The 17380-nt window shown below is 66.1% G+C and carries 19 protein-coding genes; 6 read left to right on the forward strand and 13 right to left on the reverse strand.

Annotated elements, in window-relative coordinates; translation table 11 throughout:
• The 4 genes from VGM20_05495 to metG all read left to right on the forward strand — a co-directional run.
• Positions 1-626 (forward strand): OB-fold nucleic acid binding domain-containing protein (locus VGM20_05495; protein ID HEY4100316.1); only part of this gene is annotated, 626 nt, incomplete at its 5' end.
• A 4-nt stretch (positions 627-630) separates the two neighbouring features.
• Positions 631-1593, forward strand: coding sequence for an acetyl-CoA carboxylase carboxyltransferase subunit alpha (locus tag VGM20_05500; protein HEY4100317.1), 963 nt, complete (start codon positions 631-633; stop codon positions 1591-1593).
• A gap of 2 nt (positions 1594-1595) precedes the next feature.
• A complete protein-coding gene (gene ricT / locus VGM20_05505; GenBank protein ID HEY4100318.1) occupies positions 1596-2705 on the forward strand; it encodes a regulatory iron-sulfur-containing complex subunit RicT in 1110 nt (369 codons plus the stop codon).
• Complete coding sequence (gene metG, locus VGM20_05510; GenBank protein HEY4100319.1) at positions 2702-4219, forward strand: methionine--tRNA ligase; 1518 nt, start codon at positions 2702-2704, stop codon at positions 4217-4219. Before ricT ends, metG begins: the two co-directional genes overlap by 4 nt.
• Positions 4220-4278: 59 nt before the next feature.
• Here the strand turns inward: metG and VGM20_05515 are convergent, their stop codons facing one another.
• Genes VGM20_05515 through VGM20_05525 form a run of 3 tightly spaced genes read right to left on the reverse strand, consistent with a single transcriptional unit; the run spans position 4279 to position 6442 of the window.
• Positions 4279-4851, reverse strand: coding sequence for a LemA family protein (locus VGM20_05515; GenBank protein ID HEY4100320.1), 573 nt, complete (start codon positions 4849-4851; stop codon positions 4279-4281).
• Positions 4851-5573 (reverse strand): hypothetical protein, encoded by a 723-nt coding sequence (locus tag VGM20_05520; protein HEY4100321.1) that lies wholly within the window; start codon positions 5571-5573, stop codon positions 4851-4853. The genes VGM20_05515 and VGM20_05520 overlap by 1 nt, the downstream gene beginning before the upstream one ends.
• Positions 5573-6442: a TPM domain-containing protein gene (locus VGM20_05525; GenBank protein ID HEY4100322.1), complete on the reverse strand. Its 870-nt coding sequence runs from the start codon at positions 6440-6442 to the stop codon at positions 5573-5575. The genes VGM20_05520 and VGM20_05525 overlap by 1 nt, the downstream gene beginning before the upstream one ends.
• Before the next feature lie 82 nt (positions 6443-6524).
• Here VGM20_05525 and VGM20_05530 point away from each other — a divergent pair, with 82 nt between their 5' ends.
• Positions 6525-7196 carry a thioredoxin domain-containing protein gene (locus tag VGM20_05530; GenBank protein ID HEY4100323.1) on the forward strand — a complete coding sequence of 224 codons (672 nt, stop codon included), beginning with the start codon at positions 6525-6527 and terminating at the stop codon, positions 7194-7196.
• 15 nt (positions 7197-7211) lie between these two features.
• Here the strand turns inward: VGM20_05530 and VGM20_05535 are convergent, their stop codons facing one another.
• Complete coding sequence (locus VGM20_05535; GenBank protein ID HEY4100324.1) at positions 7212-7943, reverse strand: CPBP family intramembrane glutamic endopeptidase; 732 nt, start codon at positions 7941-7943, stop codon at positions 7212-7214.
• Between the two features lie 46 nt (positions 7944-7989).
• On the opposite strand from VGM20_05535, the gene VGM20_05540 reads away from it, so the two are divergent.
• Positions 7990-9294 carry a glycosyltransferase N-terminal domain-containing protein gene (locus VGM20_05540; protein HEY4100325.1) on the forward strand — a complete coding sequence of 435 codons (1305 nt, stop codon included), beginning with the start codon at positions 7990-7992 and terminating at the stop codon, positions 9292-9294.
• A gap of 64 nt (positions 9295-9358) precedes the next feature.
• Here VGM20_05540 and VGM20_05545 read toward each other — a convergent pair whose 3' ends face one another.
• From VGM20_05545 to VGM20_05585, 9 genes are all read right to left on the reverse strand, one after another.
• Positions 9359-9973, reverse strand: coding sequence for a hypothetical protein (locus tag VGM20_05545; protein ID HEY4100326.1), 615 nt, complete (start codon positions 9971-9973; stop codon positions 9359-9361).
• A 16-nt stretch (positions 9974-9989) separates the two neighbouring features.
• Complete coding sequence (locus VGM20_05550) at positions 9990-10598, reverse strand: hypothetical protein (protein ID HEY4100327.1); 609 nt, start codon at positions 10596-10598, stop codon at positions 9990-9992.
• Positions 10598-10849 carry an ATP synthase F1 subunit epsilon gene (gene atpC / locus VGM20_05555; protein ID HEY4100328.1) on the reverse strand — a complete coding sequence of 84 codons (252 nt, stop codon included), beginning with the start codon at positions 10847-10849 and terminating at the stop codon, positions 10598-10600. Before atpC ends, VGM20_05550 begins: the two co-directional genes overlap by 1 nt.
• Entirely contained in the window at positions 10849-12282 is a 1434-nt protein-coding gene (gene atpD, locus VGM20_05560; protein HEY4100329.1) for a F0F1 ATP synthase subunit beta, read from the reverse strand. The genes atpC and atpD overlap by 1 nt, the downstream gene beginning before the upstream one ends.
• An 89-nt stretch (positions 12283-12371) precedes the next feature.
• A complete protein-coding gene (gene atpG, locus VGM20_05565; GenBank protein ID HEY4100330.1) occupies positions 12372-13253 on the reverse strand; it encodes an ATP synthase F1 subunit gamma in 882 nt (293 codons plus the stop codon).
• 1 nt (position 13254) lies between these two features.
• Entirely contained in the window at positions 13255-14832 is a 1578-nt protein-coding gene (gene atpA / locus VGM20_05570) for a F0F1 ATP synthase subunit alpha (GenBank protein ID HEY4100331.1), read from the reverse strand.
• A 133-nt stretch (positions 14833-14965) separates the two neighbouring features.
• Entirely contained in the window at positions 14966-15736 is a 771-nt protein-coding gene (locus VGM20_05575; GenBank protein HEY4100332.1) for an AraC family transcriptional regulator, read from the reverse strand.
• Between the two features lie 6 nt (positions 15737-15742).
• Positions 15743-16240 carry an NUDIX hydrolase gene (locus tag VGM20_05580; GenBank protein ID HEY4100333.1) on the reverse strand — a complete coding sequence of 166 codons (498 nt, stop codon included), beginning with the start codon at positions 16238-16240 and terminating at the stop codon, positions 15743-15745.
• A gap of 45 nt (positions 16241-16285) precedes the next feature.
• Complete coding sequence (locus VGM20_05585; GenBank protein HEY4100334.1) at positions 16286-17284, reverse strand: RNA polymerase sigma factor RpoD/SigA; 999 nt, start codon at positions 17282-17284, stop codon at positions 16286-16288.
• Positions 17285-17380 lie beyond the last annotated feature (96 nt).

The following is a 17380-nucleotide window of genomic DNA, read 5'->3' on the forward strand; positions in this document are numbered from 1 at the left end:
AGGAGATCATCGGCTTCTTCATCTCCGGACATCCGCTCGAACGGTTTCGCGCCGTCGTCGAGGTCGTCGGCACACGGACGACCGCGACCCTTGGCGAGTGGGACGAGCGGCCGGTCACGATCGCCGTGGTGGTGACGGCGATCAAGCGGCAGATCTCCAAGAAAACCGGCAAGGAATACGCGCGGATCACGCTCGAGGATTTCCACGGGACGGCGGAGGCAATCGTCTTCCCCGAAGCGTGGAGCAAGCTCAACCAGGTGATCCGGGTCGACACCGCGATGATGCTCAATGGCGGATACTCCCCGCGGGATCGCGGTGAGGAACAGGCGCCGTTCATCGTCGAGGGGGCCCGCGATCTGGCCGAAATGGAAGCGTCCGGGTCGCTGGCGGTTGCGATTCAGTGGGACTCCCCGGCGCCGCCGTCGGCCGACGTGGTCGGGGCGGTGGTACAGGTCTGCGAGGCCCACCCCGGCCCCGCCGCGCTCTATATTCAGTGGACTGATGGCAACGGCCAGTCGGCGCGGCTCCGGTCGCGCCGGCTGCGGATCGGCGCCGAAGAGGAGACGCTCCGGGCACTCCGCGACCTCTTCGGTACGACGGCCGTTTCACTGATCCGGGCGGAGTGATCTGATGGCCGTAGCGTACACCCTCGAGTTCGAGAAGCCGCTCGCCGAGCTGGAGCGCCAGATCGACGAGCTGAAGCGGATCAGCGGCGAGCGCGGGATCGATGTGGCCGAGGAGATCGGCACCCTCGAAGCGAAGCTCGGCGCGCGCCGCGACGAGATCTATCGCAACCTCACGCCGATGCAGCGCGTCCAGGTGGCCCGGCATCCACGCCGGCCGTACACCCTCGACTACCTCTCCTCCATCTTCACCGACTTCATCGAACTCCACGGCGACCGGCTCTTCCGCGATGATCCGGCGATCGTCGGCGGATGGGCACGGATCAATCGCCAGTCGGTGATGGTCATCGGACACCAGAAGGGCCGCGACACCAAGGAGAACATCAAGCGCAACTTCGGGATGCCGCATCCCGAGGGGTATCGCAAGGCACTGCGCCTGATGCAGGCCGCTGCGCGCTTTCATGCGCCGATCATCACGCTGATCGACACCCCCGGCGCCTATCCCGGACTTGGCGCCGAGGAGCGCGGTCAATCGGAGGCACTGGCGCGGAACATTCTCGAGATGTCGGCGCTCGCCACCCCGATCATCTCGGTGGTGATCGGCGAAGGCGGCTCCGGCGGTGCGCTCGCCCTTGGTGTTGCCGATCGGGTGATGATGTTCGAAAACTCGGTGTACTCGGTGATTTCGCCCGAGGGATGCGCCGCAATCCTCTGGAAGGATGCGACCCAGCGCGAGCGCGCCGCCGAAGCGCTCAAGCTCACCGCCGAGGACCTCACCCGGCTTGGCCTGGTCGACGAGATCATCGCCGAACCGCTGGGTGGTGCGCACTTCGATCCGGAATCCACCGGCGAAGCGTTGCGCGAGGCGCTCATCAAGGCACTCGCCGAGCTCAACAAGGTCCGCCCCGAAAAGCTGGTCAAGCGCCGCCACGACAAGTACGCGGCGATGGGATCGTACGCCAACGCGTGACGATGCAAACGGTCGAGGTCCGCTTCAAGGGAAATCGCCGCGGCTTCTTTGACTGGGGCGTCGCGTCGGCTCCGCTGCGCCTCAATGAGGCGGTCCTCGTGCAGGCGGAGCGCGGCCTCGATTTCGGCCGGGTGAACGCGGTAGGTGCCGCGGCGCTCGCCAAGTGCGGCGGCTGTTCCTCCTGCGAGACCTCACCCGCAACCGGCGTTGAAGGGCGAGGAACCGCCGTTGCGGATGAATCCCCGACCGACGCAATACCGGCCACCTCGGTGGCAGCAGCCGAACACGCGTCGCCCGCCGAAGCCGCAACTCCCGACACGCCAGATGAGATCGCGGCGCCCACCGAATCGTCCGCCGCCGAATCGGTACCGGCAGCAGCACCGAAGCCCGAAGGCGAGCAGCGCCCGCGCGTGATTCGCCGCGCGGGGCCGCGCGACGTGGCCCAGCACGAAGAGCTCCGCCGCAACGAAGACGACGTGCGCCGCCAGGTGACTGAGCGCGCCACGCGCCAGAAGCTGCCGATGCGCGTCTCCGATGCCGAATGGCAGTGGGACAAGAACCGGCTGACGATCTATTTCACGGCGGAGACGCGAGTCGACTTCCGCAACCTGGTTCGCGAGCTCGCCACGCAGTTCCGCACCCGGATCGAGCTGCGCCAGATCGGCGTTCGCGACGAGGCGGCGCGGATCGGCGGGATCGGCCGCTGCGGACGCGAGTTCTGCTGCAGCACCTGGCTCACCAACACCGGACCGGTGAATCTCTCGCTGGCGAAGGATCAGCATCTGTCGCTCAATCCGGCCCAGATTTCCGGCGGCTGCGGCCGGCTGCTCTGCTGCCTCAAGTACGAGCACGAGTTCTATCTCGCGTCGCGCAAACGCTACCCCAAGGAAGGGAAGACAGTGGTGACGTCGCGCGGCCCCGAGAAGGTGATCGCCGTCGACATCTTCCGCGAGCGCGTTGCGCTCCGGAGCGACGAGCATGGCAGCCGGATCATCGCCGCGGTCGACCTCCGCGACGAAATGGAGCGCGCGGCAGCCGCTGGCCCGCCCGACGCGACAACGCCTGCGCCGGCGCCCACAGCTGCACCCCATGACAAGAAGCGCCGCCCGTGACGAAGGCGTTTTACATCACGACCGCGATCGACTACTCCAACGGCGACCCGCATCTCGGCCACGCGCTGGAGAAGGTCGGCGCGGATGCGATCGCCCGCTGGCACCGCCTCAACGGTGAGGCGGTCCATTTCCTCATGGGGATGGACGAGAACGCGCAGAAGGTGATCCAGGCAGCCGAAGCGGCCGGAAGCACGCCTGCGGAGTGGCTCGACGCGATGAGCGAGCGCTTCAACTCGACCTGGAAGCGGCTCGAATGTTCTCACGATGAGTGGATGCGCACCACCGAGCCGCGCCACGCACGCGGCGTGACTGCACTGATTGAAGCGATCCGGAATCGGAATCCCGAGGATCTCTTCGTCGGCGAATACGAAGGACTCTACTGCGTCGGCTGCGAGGAGTTCAAGTCGGAAAGCCAGATTCGCGACGAACGGTGCATCGAGCATCCGTCACGCGAGCTGGTTCACACCAAGGAGCGGAATACCTTCTTCCGGCTGTCGCGCTGGCGGGATACCGTGCTGGAGAGGACCCGCTCTGGCGAGTTCCGCGTCGAACCGGAGATCCGCCGCAACGAAATCCTCCGCGTCCTCGAGGACGGCCTCCAGGACATCTCGATTTCGCGCGGACGCCTGCCGTGGGGGATTCCCTTCCCCGGTACCAACGATGAGACGGTCTACGTCTGGTTCGACGCGTTGATCAATTACCTCAGCGCCACGGGATATCCCGACGCCAACTACACCAACCTCTGGCCGGCCGACGTGCACGTCGTCGGCAAGGGAATCACCCGCTTCCACTGCATCATCTGGCCGGCGATGCTCCTCGCCGCGGGCGTGGAACTGCCGCGGATGGTGTGGGCGCACGGGTACGTGCAGTGGGGCGGCGCCAAGGTGAGCAAGTCGGAAGGCACCTCCGTGTCGCTCGACGAGGCGATTGACTATCGCGGCCCCGACGCGCTCCGCTGGTTCCTCCTCCGCGAAGTCGGCTTCGAGAACGACGGCGATTTTTCCTTCGAACGCTTCGACGCCCGCTACGACGGCGATCTCGCCAACGGCCTCGGCAATCTCGCATCGCGCGTGACGGCAATGATCGTGAAGTACCGTCAGGGCACTATACCATCGGTTACGACAGCAACCTCCCTCGACACTGCGGCCGCTGCAGCGCAGCAGAGCTATGCCGAGGCGTTCGCGCGCAATGCGATCAAGGACGCTGCGGCCGCGCTCTCGGACCTGGTGACCGCTGCGGACGGCTTTATCGCCGCAACCGCACCGTGGTCGCTGGCCAAGGCCGGCAACGACGCAGAGCTCGACGGGACGCTCTCTGCCCTCGCCCGCACACTCGTCCGCCTCGCCGTGATGGCGTCGCCATTCATGCCGACCAAGGCACAGGCGCTCTGGACCGCGCTCGGCCAATCGGGATCACCTGGCGACCCCGAGGCGTGGGCTCGCGCCAAGGATCCCGATATCGGTGGGTCGAAGGTCACCAAGCCCGACAACCTCTTTCCGAAGCCCGCCGCCTGATACGACAAAGGGCGAAGAGAACCGTCTCTTCGCCCTTTCGCCTGCCGGCAACTACTTCGTCAGTTGAACTTCACCGTCGGCACGTTCGCCGCATCGGGGCTGCTCAGATCGAAGTACGGTCGAGGCTTGCCGAGCCCGAACATCTTGGCAGTGAGCACCGTCGGGAACTGCCGGATCGCGCTGTTGAACTGCTGCACTGCCGTGTTGTAGTCGGTGCGGGCGGTGGCAATCCGATGCTCCATTCCTTCGAGCTGATCCTGCAGCGTCCGGAAATTCTCGCTGCTCTGCAACGTCGGGTACGCCTCCTGGATCGCCAGGAGCCGGCCGAGGGGTGCTGCCATCGCCGAATTGGCGGCGGCGATCTGCTGCATGTCGTTGCTCTGCAACGCACCGCTCATCTTTGCCCGCGCGTTGGCGATGGAGATGAAGACGGTGTCCTCATGGTTGGTGATTCCCCGCACCGTGTTCACCAGATTGGGGATCAGGTCATTGCGTTGCTGCAGCTGCACCTTGATCTGGCTCGACGCCTGGTTGATCTGCTCGTCGAGACGCTGCAGCCGGTTGTAGCTGCAACCACTTGCAAGAATCACCAGGCCAGCGAGAAGCGGAGCCGAATAACGGGTACGGCGCATCACTGATCTCCGAGGTGAAATGTGTCTACCAGTTCAACCGTCCGGCACACCAGGTCGAGATACCGGGTGAATGTCTCGGGCGGGCAATTCCATTCGTGTTCGGCGCGATGCATTGCGATCTCGATCGCCACCTGCACGTCGGCGCCGAGTTCGGCGCTGAGCGCCTTCGCCGTCTCGGGCGGCGTGACGCCCGGGCCGCGGCGATATAGCACCGCGATGCACCGCAACAGGGCGAAATAGGTCGAAATCGACGCCAGCGCAAAGCCGCCGAGGATCATCCCGGCATCGCCAAATCGGACATATGCCTGGCGCAGGCGGATCAGCTTTCCGCGCAGTTCCTTTTCGACTGCCTCGCGAAGGTCGGCGGGTGCGACACTCATCCCCTGCACCGGATCGTTGCCGCACAGCACCTTGTGCGACAGCTGCATGTCGGTGATTTCGATCGGGAAGACGTCGTTGGAATGCTCCCATTCGCCGCGGCCCATGATCAGCGGCGGCACGAAGCCGGCCGCATGCCACGCCGTCACCGCCGGCGTCAGCTTGCGCAGCGCGGCGTGCGACACGTCGTCGACCAGCAGCAGCAGATTGACGTCCGAACGCCCCGGAATCCAGTCTCCGCGCGCGGCCGAGCCGTAGAGCATCACGCAGGCATTGAGCCCCGGCAACGCGCTCACCGCGCTGGTCAGTTTCCCGAGTGCCTGGTCGAGCTTGGCACGATCCATCAGAAGCTCCCTCCGGCGCCGCCGCCGCTGAACCCGCCACCACCGCCAAAGCCACCGAATCCGCCGCCGCCACCACCGCCGCCGCCAAATCCTCCGCCGCCGAATCCGCCACCGCCAAAGGAGCGGCCGATCATGTACGGCAGGATCCAGCTGCTTCCGATTCCGCCGCCGCCACCACCACGGCCGCCGCGACCACGCGCGATGAGCGACACGATCCACACGATGAAGATCACCGCGTAGATGATCATCTTGAGCTTGGTGCCGAGCGGAATCGAATCGTCGGATCTCGGCGGCGGACGCGGCCGACGAAGCGACGTATCCTCCACGCCGAGCTCTCGGGCGACCATGTCGCCGATACTGCTCGCGGCGACGTCGAGTGCGCCCGCGTAGTTCCCCTGCTTGAGCGACGGGAGCATCGCGTCACGGATCTGGCCGGAACGGGCGTCGGTGATGGTCCCCTCGAGCCCCTGCCCGGCGCTGATCCAGACCGACCCGTTGTGATCCTTGGTGTGCGGCACCACGAGCACTACCGCACCGGCGTTCCGCAACTTGCTCCCGATCGGCGCATTCTGGCCGACCTTCCAGACGCGGCCGATGTCGCGAGCGACATCCGCCGGGTCGTAGTCGCCAATCGTCGGGAGCGTCACCATGGCGATCTCGGCCCCGGTCACGTCCTGGAGGTGCTGGAGCCGCGCCTCGAGGGCGCCGCGAGTGCTTGCGTCGAGCAGGTTGGCGGCGTCGGTGACGAACCCGGTCGGAGTCGCCGGGAACAGCTTCGCCGTGGGCGGGAGCTGCTGCCCACCGAGCGCCAGAGTTACACCGAGTTGGAGCGCCGCGAGGGCGCCGGTACCTTTCCTCAGAGTCGCCATCTGCTCCAAAGCCTGGTGGACATCACCGGCACCGGACGTCTTTCAGTTCCGGTCCGCAACAAAGATACTCGTTGAGGGCCTCGTGAGTTTCGTTTCGGTCGTTTCGCGCCTGCAACATCTGTCACCGAAGTCCGCCGCGCTCATGCTCGCGTGCGGCGCCTTGTCACTTGGCGCCGTGACACTCGACGCGCAAGCCCAGGCCCAGACGCTTCCGATTGCGGCGCGAGCGAAAGGCCTCAAGACCGCGCCGGTCACGGTGTACGAGATGGCGGACTTCCAGTGTCCGTACTGTCGTCAGTTCGCCGTCGAGACGATGCCGACGATCGACAAGGAATACGTCAAGACCGGCAAGGTACGCTGGGTCTTCATCAACCTGCCGCTGCAATCGCTTCACGCCAACGCCGAGGCCGCGGCCGAATTCGCCGCCTGCGCCGGCCGGGAGAATCGCTTCTGGCAAGCGCACGACATGCTGTACCAGGCACAGGCCGACTGGGAGAACCTTCCCAATCCGGCCGCCTACTTCCAGTCGCACTTCGTCTCGCTCGGGCTCAAGCGCGACAGCATGATGCAATGCCTCACCTCGGGTGCCGGCGCCGCGATGGTCAAGGACGATGCCGCCGGCGCCGAAAAGGCGGGTGCGCACAGCACGCCGACGTTCTACATCGAGGGCGGAATGATGGACGGCGCGCAGCCGATCGGGATCTTCCGCAGGGTGCTCGATTCGATCTACACCGCGAAGAAGAAGCAGCACTGACCGATGCCGTGAGCGTCAACCGCCACTGACCGTCACGATGATGTCGTAGAGCGAGTGGGTCCACGCGGTGATCCCGAAGCCACGCATCAGGTAGAGGGTGCTGAACACCAGGCCGGCGAGGAAGCGAAAGAGGAACGACGACACCTTAAGCGTGTCGCCATAGGCACCGATGTAGTGGAAGGAGGAGAAGAGCAGCGCACTCAGCACCGCCGCGAACACGCCGGCACCGCGCGCCTTCCACCCGAAGACCCTCGTCGCGACGAGCGACAACCCGCCCACGAGAATCACCCGGAACAACAGCTCTTCGTAGATCCCGGCGCCGAGCGACACCATCAATTGCGTCTTGATGTCGAGCCCCTTGATCGGCGCCGCCAGGACGAAGTAGTGGAGCAGTGCCGCCGTGGCATATCGCAGCAGCACGCCGACGACGACGGCAAGGATCACCGACTCGGCGAACATCCCCGCGAAGATCGCCGGCTTGAGCGGACCGCGGTTGCGGCGCCAGTCACGAATCACCAGCCACGCACCGAACGTCACGAGCAGCACGTCGAAGGCGATCACGCCATTCGCGCCGGCGAGCCTCGCGAACGGCGCCTTCAGCATCACGTCAGCGCCGTTGCGCACCCCCGGCGCCGCCGGATCACTCAGCGCCCACGCAAGTACCTCGTAGGCGGCAAGCAACGGAGCCGCGAAGAGGATCGAGTATCGCGGGCTGCGGCTGTAGACGTAATACGCCGGCTGAGGCATCGGCGAAAGGTAGCGGCCCCGGGGAGACCCCGGAGTAGCTTTCGCCATGCCGCGAACGTCAGTCGCTTACCGGATCGCCGCCACCATCGGCGTTCCACTCGTTCCATTGGTGGCACGCACCGGAGGCAGGCGGCATGCTCACGCCGACCGGCTCGATGCGCCGGAAGACCTTCGCGATTGGGCGCAGACGCATCGTGATGCAGCGCGCCCGCTCGCCTGGTTCCACGCTGCTTCGGTTGGTGAGGGGCTCCAGGCGCTGGCGGTGATGAACGCGTTCCGGCAGATGGTGCCCGAGGCGCAGGTCATCTACACCCACTACTCGCCATCCGCCGAAGAATTCGCGGCGACAACCGGCGCCGACTGGCACGGCTACCTCTGCTATGACCGCCGCTCCGATGTCGAGCAGATGCTCGCTGCTGCCGCTCCGGATCTTCTTGTCTTCGCCAAGCTCGATCTCTGGCCCGAACTCGCGACACGCGCTTCCGCCGCAGGTGCCGCGGTCGCAATGGTCGCCGCCAGCGTGAGCCCCGACAGCGGCCGCCTCCGCTGGCCGTCGCGCGTCTTCGCCCGCCCAGGCTACACCGTGCTCGATCGTGTTGCCGCGAATTCCGCCGAGGACGCCGAGCGACTGGTCATCCTCGGCGCACCGGGCGACCGCATCACCGTCACCGGCGACCCACGTGTCGACTCGGTCATCGATCGTGTCGACCGCACCCCCGCCGATGATCCGTTGCGACGAATCGCAGAAGCAGAGCGGACCCTCGTCGCTGGAAGCACCTGGCTGCAGGACGAGGAGGTCGTCCTCGCGGCCTTCCGGCGTGTTCGCGACGCCCATCCGCGTGCGACGCTGATCATTGCGCCGCATCAGCCGACACGTGAAAATCTCCATCGCATTGCACGCCGGGCTGCCGAACTCGGACTGCCGGAAACGGTGCGGCTCTCGACGATGCGAGGCCCGGGAGAGCATCCGCTGATCGTCATCGACACCGTCGGCGTCCTCGCGCGCGCATATGCGTCGGGGTCGATCGCCTACGTCGGTGGCGGATTCGGGTTGAAGGGGATTCACTCGATCCTCGAGCCGGCGGCATGGCACCGGCCGGTGATCATCGGACGGCACGACCGCGGCTCGCGCGACGCGGCAATGCTCGACGCAGCCGGCGCTCTCACTCGGTTGACCGCGTCCGATCCCGCTGCGCAGCTCACTGCACGCTGGTTGTCGTGGCTCGACGATCCCGCCGCCGCGCACGCCGCCGGTGAAGCGGCTCGCCGCGCACTCGAGGGAGACCGCGGGGCGGCACAGAGATCTGCCGATCTCCTCGTGCCGTTGTTGCGCCGAAAGAGTGGCGGGTAAGGCGACCGCTTAAACGAAACGAGGCCCCATCGGGGCCCCGTCGACGATCAGATTGTCGCTGCAATCACGGCGCGAAGCCGAGCCCAAGACTCACGATGCTCGGATGCAGCCCGTCGTTCGACACGTGGTCGTACGCGGCGCGGATCGTTATGCCGTTGATCAGCGAGAGATCGATCCCGCCGCTGAAGCCAAATTCCGTGTTGGTCCCCGTGACGTCGGAATGCAGCATGTCGAGGCGCGGCGCGATCCATGGCTTGATCGCGAACGCCGGGTTCGGGATCGTCGCGGCGAATCCAATCGACAGCGGCACGTGGGTGAAGTGTTCGTTGCCGAACGACCAACTGCCGACGCCGCCCTGGAGCATGATGCGGAACGGCACCAGCGGTCCGCCGAGTAGGCGCAGCGACGCCGCGACCGCCGGCGACCATACGCCGTCCGCGTCCTTCGGAGAGTAGTGCGAGAGCTGCCCTGACACCCCGAAAAACCCGAGGCCGATCGCCGCGCGCCCTGCCACTGCGGTCCCCGAGCCGTAATCGCTGTTCGGAAAGCCGACATCGGCGCCGATGGTCAGTCCGGTTGGCGCGCCGTTGTTCACGACCGGCATGCCGAGCGCCTGGCCTTCTGCGGCCGTGGTGATCGACGCGGCAAGGCCGAGCGTCAGCAGGATACGACCAACCATCAGGCTCTCCAGGTCTTCAGTGCAGGAATGCGGCGGTGAATCCGATGCCGCTCATGTCGCCGATCGCGGCGCTGAAACGCAGATCGAGGCGAGGCGTCACGCGCGCGTCGAGACCGAAACCGAGGGTGAATTGCGTCCCCGACGCGTCGCCGAAGAGTAATCTCAGCACCGGCTGTGCATAGGGGACCAGTGAAATATCGGACCCCTCGATCAGCACGCGCCGGCCCATCGAAAAACCGATCGGGACGTAGCCGAAGGTGAAGCCGTTGCCGCTTTCCATTCCGAGCCCCGCGGTAAATGATCCGTCAAGCGGGAACGACTCGGAGTGGGTCACCAGCCGGGCGCGCAGGTCGGTTCCGAGGAGGAGATCGGTGCGTGAATCGGGGCCGGGACCGTTGTGAAAGCCGCCGCGGAAGCCAAGATCGACGGAATTGGTGAAACCTTCGCGGTAGGAACCTTCGAGGTCAAATCCGGCGCTCGGCTCCGACAGCGAGATGCCGATTTCGCTGTGGGCAAAGGCGCGGTACGGCGCCTGGAAGACCGGCGTACCAGTCGACTGCGCAGCACAGATGGCGAGCGGAAGTGCCACCATCAGTGCCGCACCATACAGACTATTACGGAGCATCAGCTCTCTCCTTGAACTCGTTCTGCGAGAATGCGGACGCTGTTCTTGACGACCTGCAGAAAGCCGCCTTGCACACGAAAACGACGCGTCATTCCGCCGGCCTTCACGGTAAGGAGACCGGAGCCGAGCACGGTCATCAGCGGCGCGTGGTTGGCGAGGATACCGAGCTCGCCGTCGAACGCCGGAGCGATCACGGAATCGGCGTCGCCGTCGAAGACCGCCGCTTCCGGCGAGATCACGGTGACGTGCATCAAGACTTGAGCTCCTGCGCCTTCTTGATCACGTCCTCGATGCCGCCCTGCATGTAGAACGCCTGCTCCGGCAGCGAATCGAACTCACCCGAGAGGACCCGTTCGAACGACGTGATCGTGTCCTCGAGCTTGACGTACTTGCCGGGGAAGCCGGTGAACTGCTCGGCCACGTGGAACGGCTGCGAGAGGAACTTCTGCAACCGCCGCGCCCGGCCTACAATCAGCTTGTCGTCTTCCGAGAGCTCGTCCATGCCGAGAATCGCGATGATGTCCTGGAGCGCCTTGTAACGCTGCAGCGTGCGCTGCAGGCCGATCGCGACGTTGTAGTGCCGCTCGCCGATGAACTGCGGCGCCAGGATGCGCGACGTGGAGTCGAGCGGATCGACCGCGGGGTAGATCCCGAGCTCGGAGATCGCGCGCGACAGCACGACCGTCGCATCGAGGTGCGCGAACGCCGTCGCCGGCGCCGGATCGGTGAGATCGTCGGCGGGGACGTAGATCGCCTGCACCGACGTGATCGACCCGTTGCGTGTCGAGGTGATCCGCTCCTGCAGGTCGCCCATCTCCGTCGCCAGCGTCGGCTGGTAACCCGCCGCGCTCGGCATCCGCCCGAGGAGCGCCGACACTTCGGCGCCGGCCTGCGTGAAGCGGAAGATGTTGTCGATGAAAAGGAGGACGTCCTGGCCTTCGACGTCGCGGAAGTATTCCGCCACGGTCAACCCCGAGAGGCCGACGCGAAGGCGCGCACCCGGCGGCTCGTTCATCTGGCCGTAGATCAGGGCGCAGCTGCCGAGGACCCCTGATTCCTTCATTTCGAGATAGAGATCGTTCCCTTCACGAGTCCGCTCACCGACGCCGCAGAAGACCGACTTGCCGCCGTGGCCCTTCTGCACGTTGTGGATCAGCTCCATGATGACGACCGTCTTGCCGACGCCGGCGCCGCCGAAGAGGCCGATCTTGCCGCCCTTCACGAACGGGGCGATCAGGTCGACGACCTTGATCCCGGTCTCGAGGATCTCGGTCTTCGGCTCGAGCGCCGTGAACTGCGGCGACGGCCGGTGAATCGGCCAGCGCGGCACGTCGCTCCCGATCGGAGCGCCGCCATCGACCGGTTCGCCAAGGACATTGAGGATCCGGCCGAGAGCCGCTTCGCCGACCGGCACCGAGACCGGGGCGCCGGTGTCGATCGCCTCCATCCCGCGGGTCACGCCGTCGGTCGAGCTCATCGCCACCGCGCGCACCTGGTTCTGCCCGATGTGCTGCTGCACTTCGGCGGTGAGATGGACCGGCACCGGCCCCCTGGTGTCGTTCACCGTGAGCGCGTTGTACAGCTCGGGGAGGTGCTCCGGCGGAAACTCGACGTCGAGCACCGGGCCGATGATCTGGACGATCGTCCCGACAGTCTTCTCAGTGGATACGGCGGTTGCGGTCATCGTGTCGTCATTCCCTGTTCGTAAATGTTCATCGTTCACCAACCTGTCATCCCGAGCCGCAGGCGAGGGATCGCATCGTTGCGGGCCGATCACTCCAGCGCTGCCGCGCCCCCAACCAGCTCGGCGATCTCCTGCGTGATCTGCGCCTGACGCTGCCGGTTGTACGTCCGTTTCAGCGCCTCAAGCAGATCGCCTGCGTTGTCCGTCGCGTTCTTCATCGCCGTGCGCCGCGCCGCCTGCTCCGCCGCCACCGTCTCGACCAGCCCGCGATAGAGCATGTTCCGCACATAGAGCGGCAGCAGCTCGCGAAGCAGCGTTCCCGGGTCGGGCGCGAGGATGTAATCGGGACGCATCCCCTTCGCCGTCGTCTCCGGCCGCTCGACCGGCAGCACGCGCACCGTCGCCGGTGGCGCATTCAGCACCGACATGAACCGCGACTGCACCAGCTCGACCACACCGACGCGACCTTCGGCGAAATCGGTCAGCACCCCATCCATCACCGATGCCGCGTGCTCTGCCGTCGGCCGATCGCCGATGTCGACGCGTTCGGCCAGGAATTGCCGTCCGATGTACTTGAAGAAGGAGATCCCCTTCTTGCCGATCCCCACCAGCTCGACGGTGTACCCCTCGGCGCTCAACGCGTCGATCCGCCGGCGCGCTTCCTTGATCAGGTTGGAATTGAAGCCGCCGGCGAGGCCGCGGTTCGACGTGATCAGGATCACCACCGCGCGCGACGGTCCGCCCTGCGACGGCTTCGGCGGGGTGCGCAGCAGCGCGAACTGCGACGCAAGATCGGGGGTGGCGAGATCGGCAATCACTTCACGCAGCGCGTCGGCGAACGGGCGCGCCGCGGTGACGCGGTCCTGGGCCCGCTTCAACTTCGACGTCGCCACCAGTTCCATCGTGCGCGTGATCTTGCGCGTGTTGTTGATCGACCGGATCCGGCCCTTCAATGCGCGATTGGTCGCCATCTCAGGCCGGCTTGAACATCGGCTTGAAGGCGCCGATGGCGTCGTTGATCTCGCCCTTCACGGCGTCATCGAGGGTCTTCTTCTCCCGGATCGCCGCCAGCACCTGCGGCCGCGACGAGCGGAGCCACGCGATGAAATCCGACTCCCACTGGCGGACGTTGCGCGTGTCGACATCGTCGAGAAAACCGTTGGTCACGGCATAGATCGCGACGATCTGCTCGTCGACCGGGACCGGCTGGTACTGCGGCTGCTTGAGGACTTCGACCATGCGCGCGCCGCGCGCCAGTTGCCGCTGCGTCGCCGCGTCGAGGTCGGAGCCGAACTGCGCGAACGCTTCGAGTTCGCGGTATTGCGCCAGCGAGAGCCGCAGCGGACCGGCGACCTGCTTCATCGCCTTGATCTGCGCGTTGCCGCCCACGCGGGAGACCGAGATGCCGACGTCGACCGCGGGGCGGACGTTGGCGTAGAAGAGATCGGTCTGCAGGAAGATCTGGCCGTCGGTGATCGAGATCACGTTGGTCGGGATGTACGCCGAGACGTCACCGGCCTGCGTCTCGATGATCGGCAGCGCCGTGAGCGAACCGCCCGGCACCTTGATGCGCGGATCGAGTTCGGTCGTCCTGGGATCGGTCGAGATCTTCGCCGCGCGCTCAAGCAGGCGCGAGTGGAGATAGAAGACGTCGCCGGGATACGCTTCGCGCCCAGGCGGGCGGCGGAGAATCAACGACATCTGGCGGTACGCTGCGGCCTGCTTCGACAGGTCGTCGTACACGCAGAGCGTTGCCTTCCCCTGCTCGTACATGAAGTACTCGGCGATCGCGGCACCGGCATACGGCGCGATGAACTGCAGCGGCGCCGGATCAGATGCGGAGGCCACGACCACGACCGTGTAATCCATCGCGCCGGCCGACTTGAGCTTCTCCACCACCGTCGCCACGGTCGAGCGCTTCTGCCCGATCGCGACGTAGACGCAGATGACGCCGGTTCCCTTCTGATTGATGATCGTGTCGATCGCGATCGCCGTCTTGCCGGTGCCGCGGTCGCCGATGATCAGCTCGCGCTGTCCGCGGCCGATCGGAATCATCGAGTCGATCGCCTTGATCCCGGTCTGCAGCGGCTCGGTGACCGGCTGGCGAACGATGATCCCAGGCGCGAGGAACTCGACCGGGCGCGGCGTCGCTGCTTCAACCGGACCCATCCCGTCGATCGGTTCGCCGAGCGCATCGACGACGCGGCCGAGAATATTCGGCCCCGACTTCACCTCGAGGAGGCGGCCGGTGCAGCGCACCTCGTCGCCTTCCTTGAGCTTGAGGTAGTCGCCCATGATCGCGGCGCCAACCGAATCCTGCTCCAGGTTGAGCACCAGTCCCGCGATCCGGTCGCCGGTTTCGCGCACCGTGAACTCGAGCATCTCACCGGCGATGGCGCTTCGCAGCCCGTAGATCAGGGCAACGCCGTCCTTCACTTCGAGGACGGTACCGACGTCGTTGACGTCCATCGAGCCGAGATCAGCGGCCTCGATTTCCTTGAGCAGAATCTCTTTCAATTCGCCGGGGCGCAGCATCGAATCCGTGGCCATGACACTCAACGGCTGAAGGTTCAGGAACGGGATCGTGAATAGCTTGTGAAAATAGTCACAAGGGCCGGTTTGGAACAAGCGCAAAAGAATAGTCTGGCGCCCCGTTTTGGGCACCGATTCCGGCGTCTTCCGATCACTTCCAGCGGCTGCTGATTCCGGTGCCGAGACGCTCGGCGATCCGGGACGCATCGAGGGTCGCGACCCGGCGGGCGGGAACGCCAAAAGTCCGCCGCGCGGTCTGCTGCAGCAGCGAGACCGACGAGAATCGAAGCAGCCGCGCTGCGTCCTCGACGCGATAGCCGGGATTCCCCAGCAGCTGTCCCGCCGCCACCAGCCGCACCGCGTCGATCGCCCGCTTGAGCGAGGGGGCGCCGCCGGCCCCGAATCGCCGCGACAATGTCTCCCGCCGCACGCCGAGGAGCCGGGCCAGCGCGTCGGTGTCGAGTCCCGCGGGCGCGTGGGAGATGATCAGCGACCAGGCGTCGCGCTGCATCGAGTCAGTGAGATCGAGGTCGTTCGAGAGCGGGAGAAGTTCCGAGAGGCGCCGGCCAGTGAGCCCGTGCCGATCGAGGATCCTGCTCAGGACCGGTTCATCAAGTCCCTCGACTGCCAGTGCCGCGACCCGTTCGCGATGGAGGCGGCGGAGGAGGTCGGCGTCGTCGGAACGGATCGGGAGATAGGCGATCAGCGGGATCGCGGGAAAATCGCGACGCAGCGCGTCGAGCACCGGGCCACGTGCGGCAGCCGGACCAAGAATGATCGCGTCGAGACAGTGACGATGGAGGAGTGCGGCGAGCTGCGCCGGAGTCCGTGCGGTGAAGAGCGGCCACGCGGTGCGCGGGAGTGCCCGCCGGAGTGCCACGGTCGCAGGCTGCCGTTCGAGCAACGCCGCGACCGCTGGCATCTCAGCTCACGAGCCGCTCGGTTGCACCGGCTCGGGGAGCGGCCGCGCGCGCCCCTGCCCCACTGCGATCATCGTCCGCGCCATCTCGGCCGCACGCCGGAGGACACCGCGCGCGTTGTCGTAGCTCAGCACGTCGAGGGCGCGATCGAGATGCTCCCATCGCACCGCAGTGATCCCCTCGTCGAGCTGCGGAGTGCATTCTCCCTCCAGCGACTCGAAGAGAAAGAAGTGGCAGAATTTGTGGATGTAGCGCCCGCGGAAGCGGAAGTGCCAATCGATGATCCGGATCGGCCCCTGCACGGTGAGCTCCGCGAGCCCGGTCTCTTCGCGGGTTTCGCGCACCGCCGCGATCACCGGCGACTCGCCGTCTTCGAGGTGTCCCTTGGGAAAGCCCCAGTGCTGATAGCTGTCCTTGATCAGCAGGAAGCGCGGCGTCCCATCAGCGTCACGGCGATAGACGATCCCGCCGGCAGAGACTTCGCGCTCGGCCTTTTTCTTCGACATGGAGGCAATCTAACAACGGGAAACGTGAGGGGAACGCAGTACCGTCTACGCCGCGAAACTCTGCAGGGCGCGCCCCACTTCGCCCTCGCGCAGCCGCTTGAGCGCGCGGTCACGGAGCTGGCGCACTCGCTCGCGCGTCACGCCGAGCATGGTGCCGATCTCCTCGAGGGTGTGCTCGCGGCCGCCGTCGAGACCGAAGTAGAGCGATAGCACCTTCGAGTCGCGCGCCGGCAGGGTTTTCAGCGCCTTGGCGATCTCCTCGGCCCGGAAGCGCTGCATCACCTCTTCCTCGGCGTCGACCGGGCCGTCCATCGAGAAGCGGTCGATCAGCGAGCGATCACTTTCGCCGTCGAGCGGCGCGTCGAAGCGGACCTCGGCGGTGTTGAGTGCGGCGAGCGACAGCACCACTTCGACAGTGAGGCCGGTGGAGCGAGCGAGTTCTTCCGGCGTCGGTTCGCGGCGGAGTTCCTGGCGCAGGAGTTCCGCGGTGCGGACGATGCGCGAGAGATCGGCGGTGCGATTGAGCGGGACGCGAACGGTGCGGCCGTGCCGGGCGAGCGAGGCGAGGATCGACTGGCGGATCCACCAGACGGCGTAGGAGATGAACTTGACCCCCTGGTCGGGGTCGAACTTCTTCGCCGCGGTCATCAGGCCGACGTTCCCTTCACCGATCAGGTCGGTGAGCGCCATCCCGCGGTTCTGGTACTTCTTGGCGACCGAGATCACGAAGCGGAGGTTGCGCTTCACCAGCTCCTGCATCGCGTCTTCGTCGCCCATCCGGACCCGCTTGGCGACGGCGATCTCCTGCGGGAGGGTGAGCAGCGGAGTGCGCGACACCTCGTAGAGATATTGGTCGAGGATGTCGCCGTCGGCGTCAAAGACGCCCAGGGACCGGGATGTATCGTGCTTGCGAGGCTTTCGTGGAGGCGGCGATTCGGCGGCGAGGATCTCAGCGAGACTGAGACCATCGGCGAGCCGGCGAACCGTCGCGGAGAGGAGCGGCGGCCTTGGCGCACCACGAGCGAGAGCGGTCGAGCTTTTCATCGATGCGTGCCCTACGATAGGCGTGCGACGCAAACCACGAAAGATCTACCGATTTTCCTTGACACCATCTGACGCGACAGATAGGTTGACCGCCCG

It is taken from the genome of Gemmatimonadales bacterium, from assembly GCA_036500345.1.
Lineage (GTDB): Bacteria > Gemmatimonadota > Gemmatimonadetes > Gemmatimonadales > GWC2-71-9 > Palsa-1233.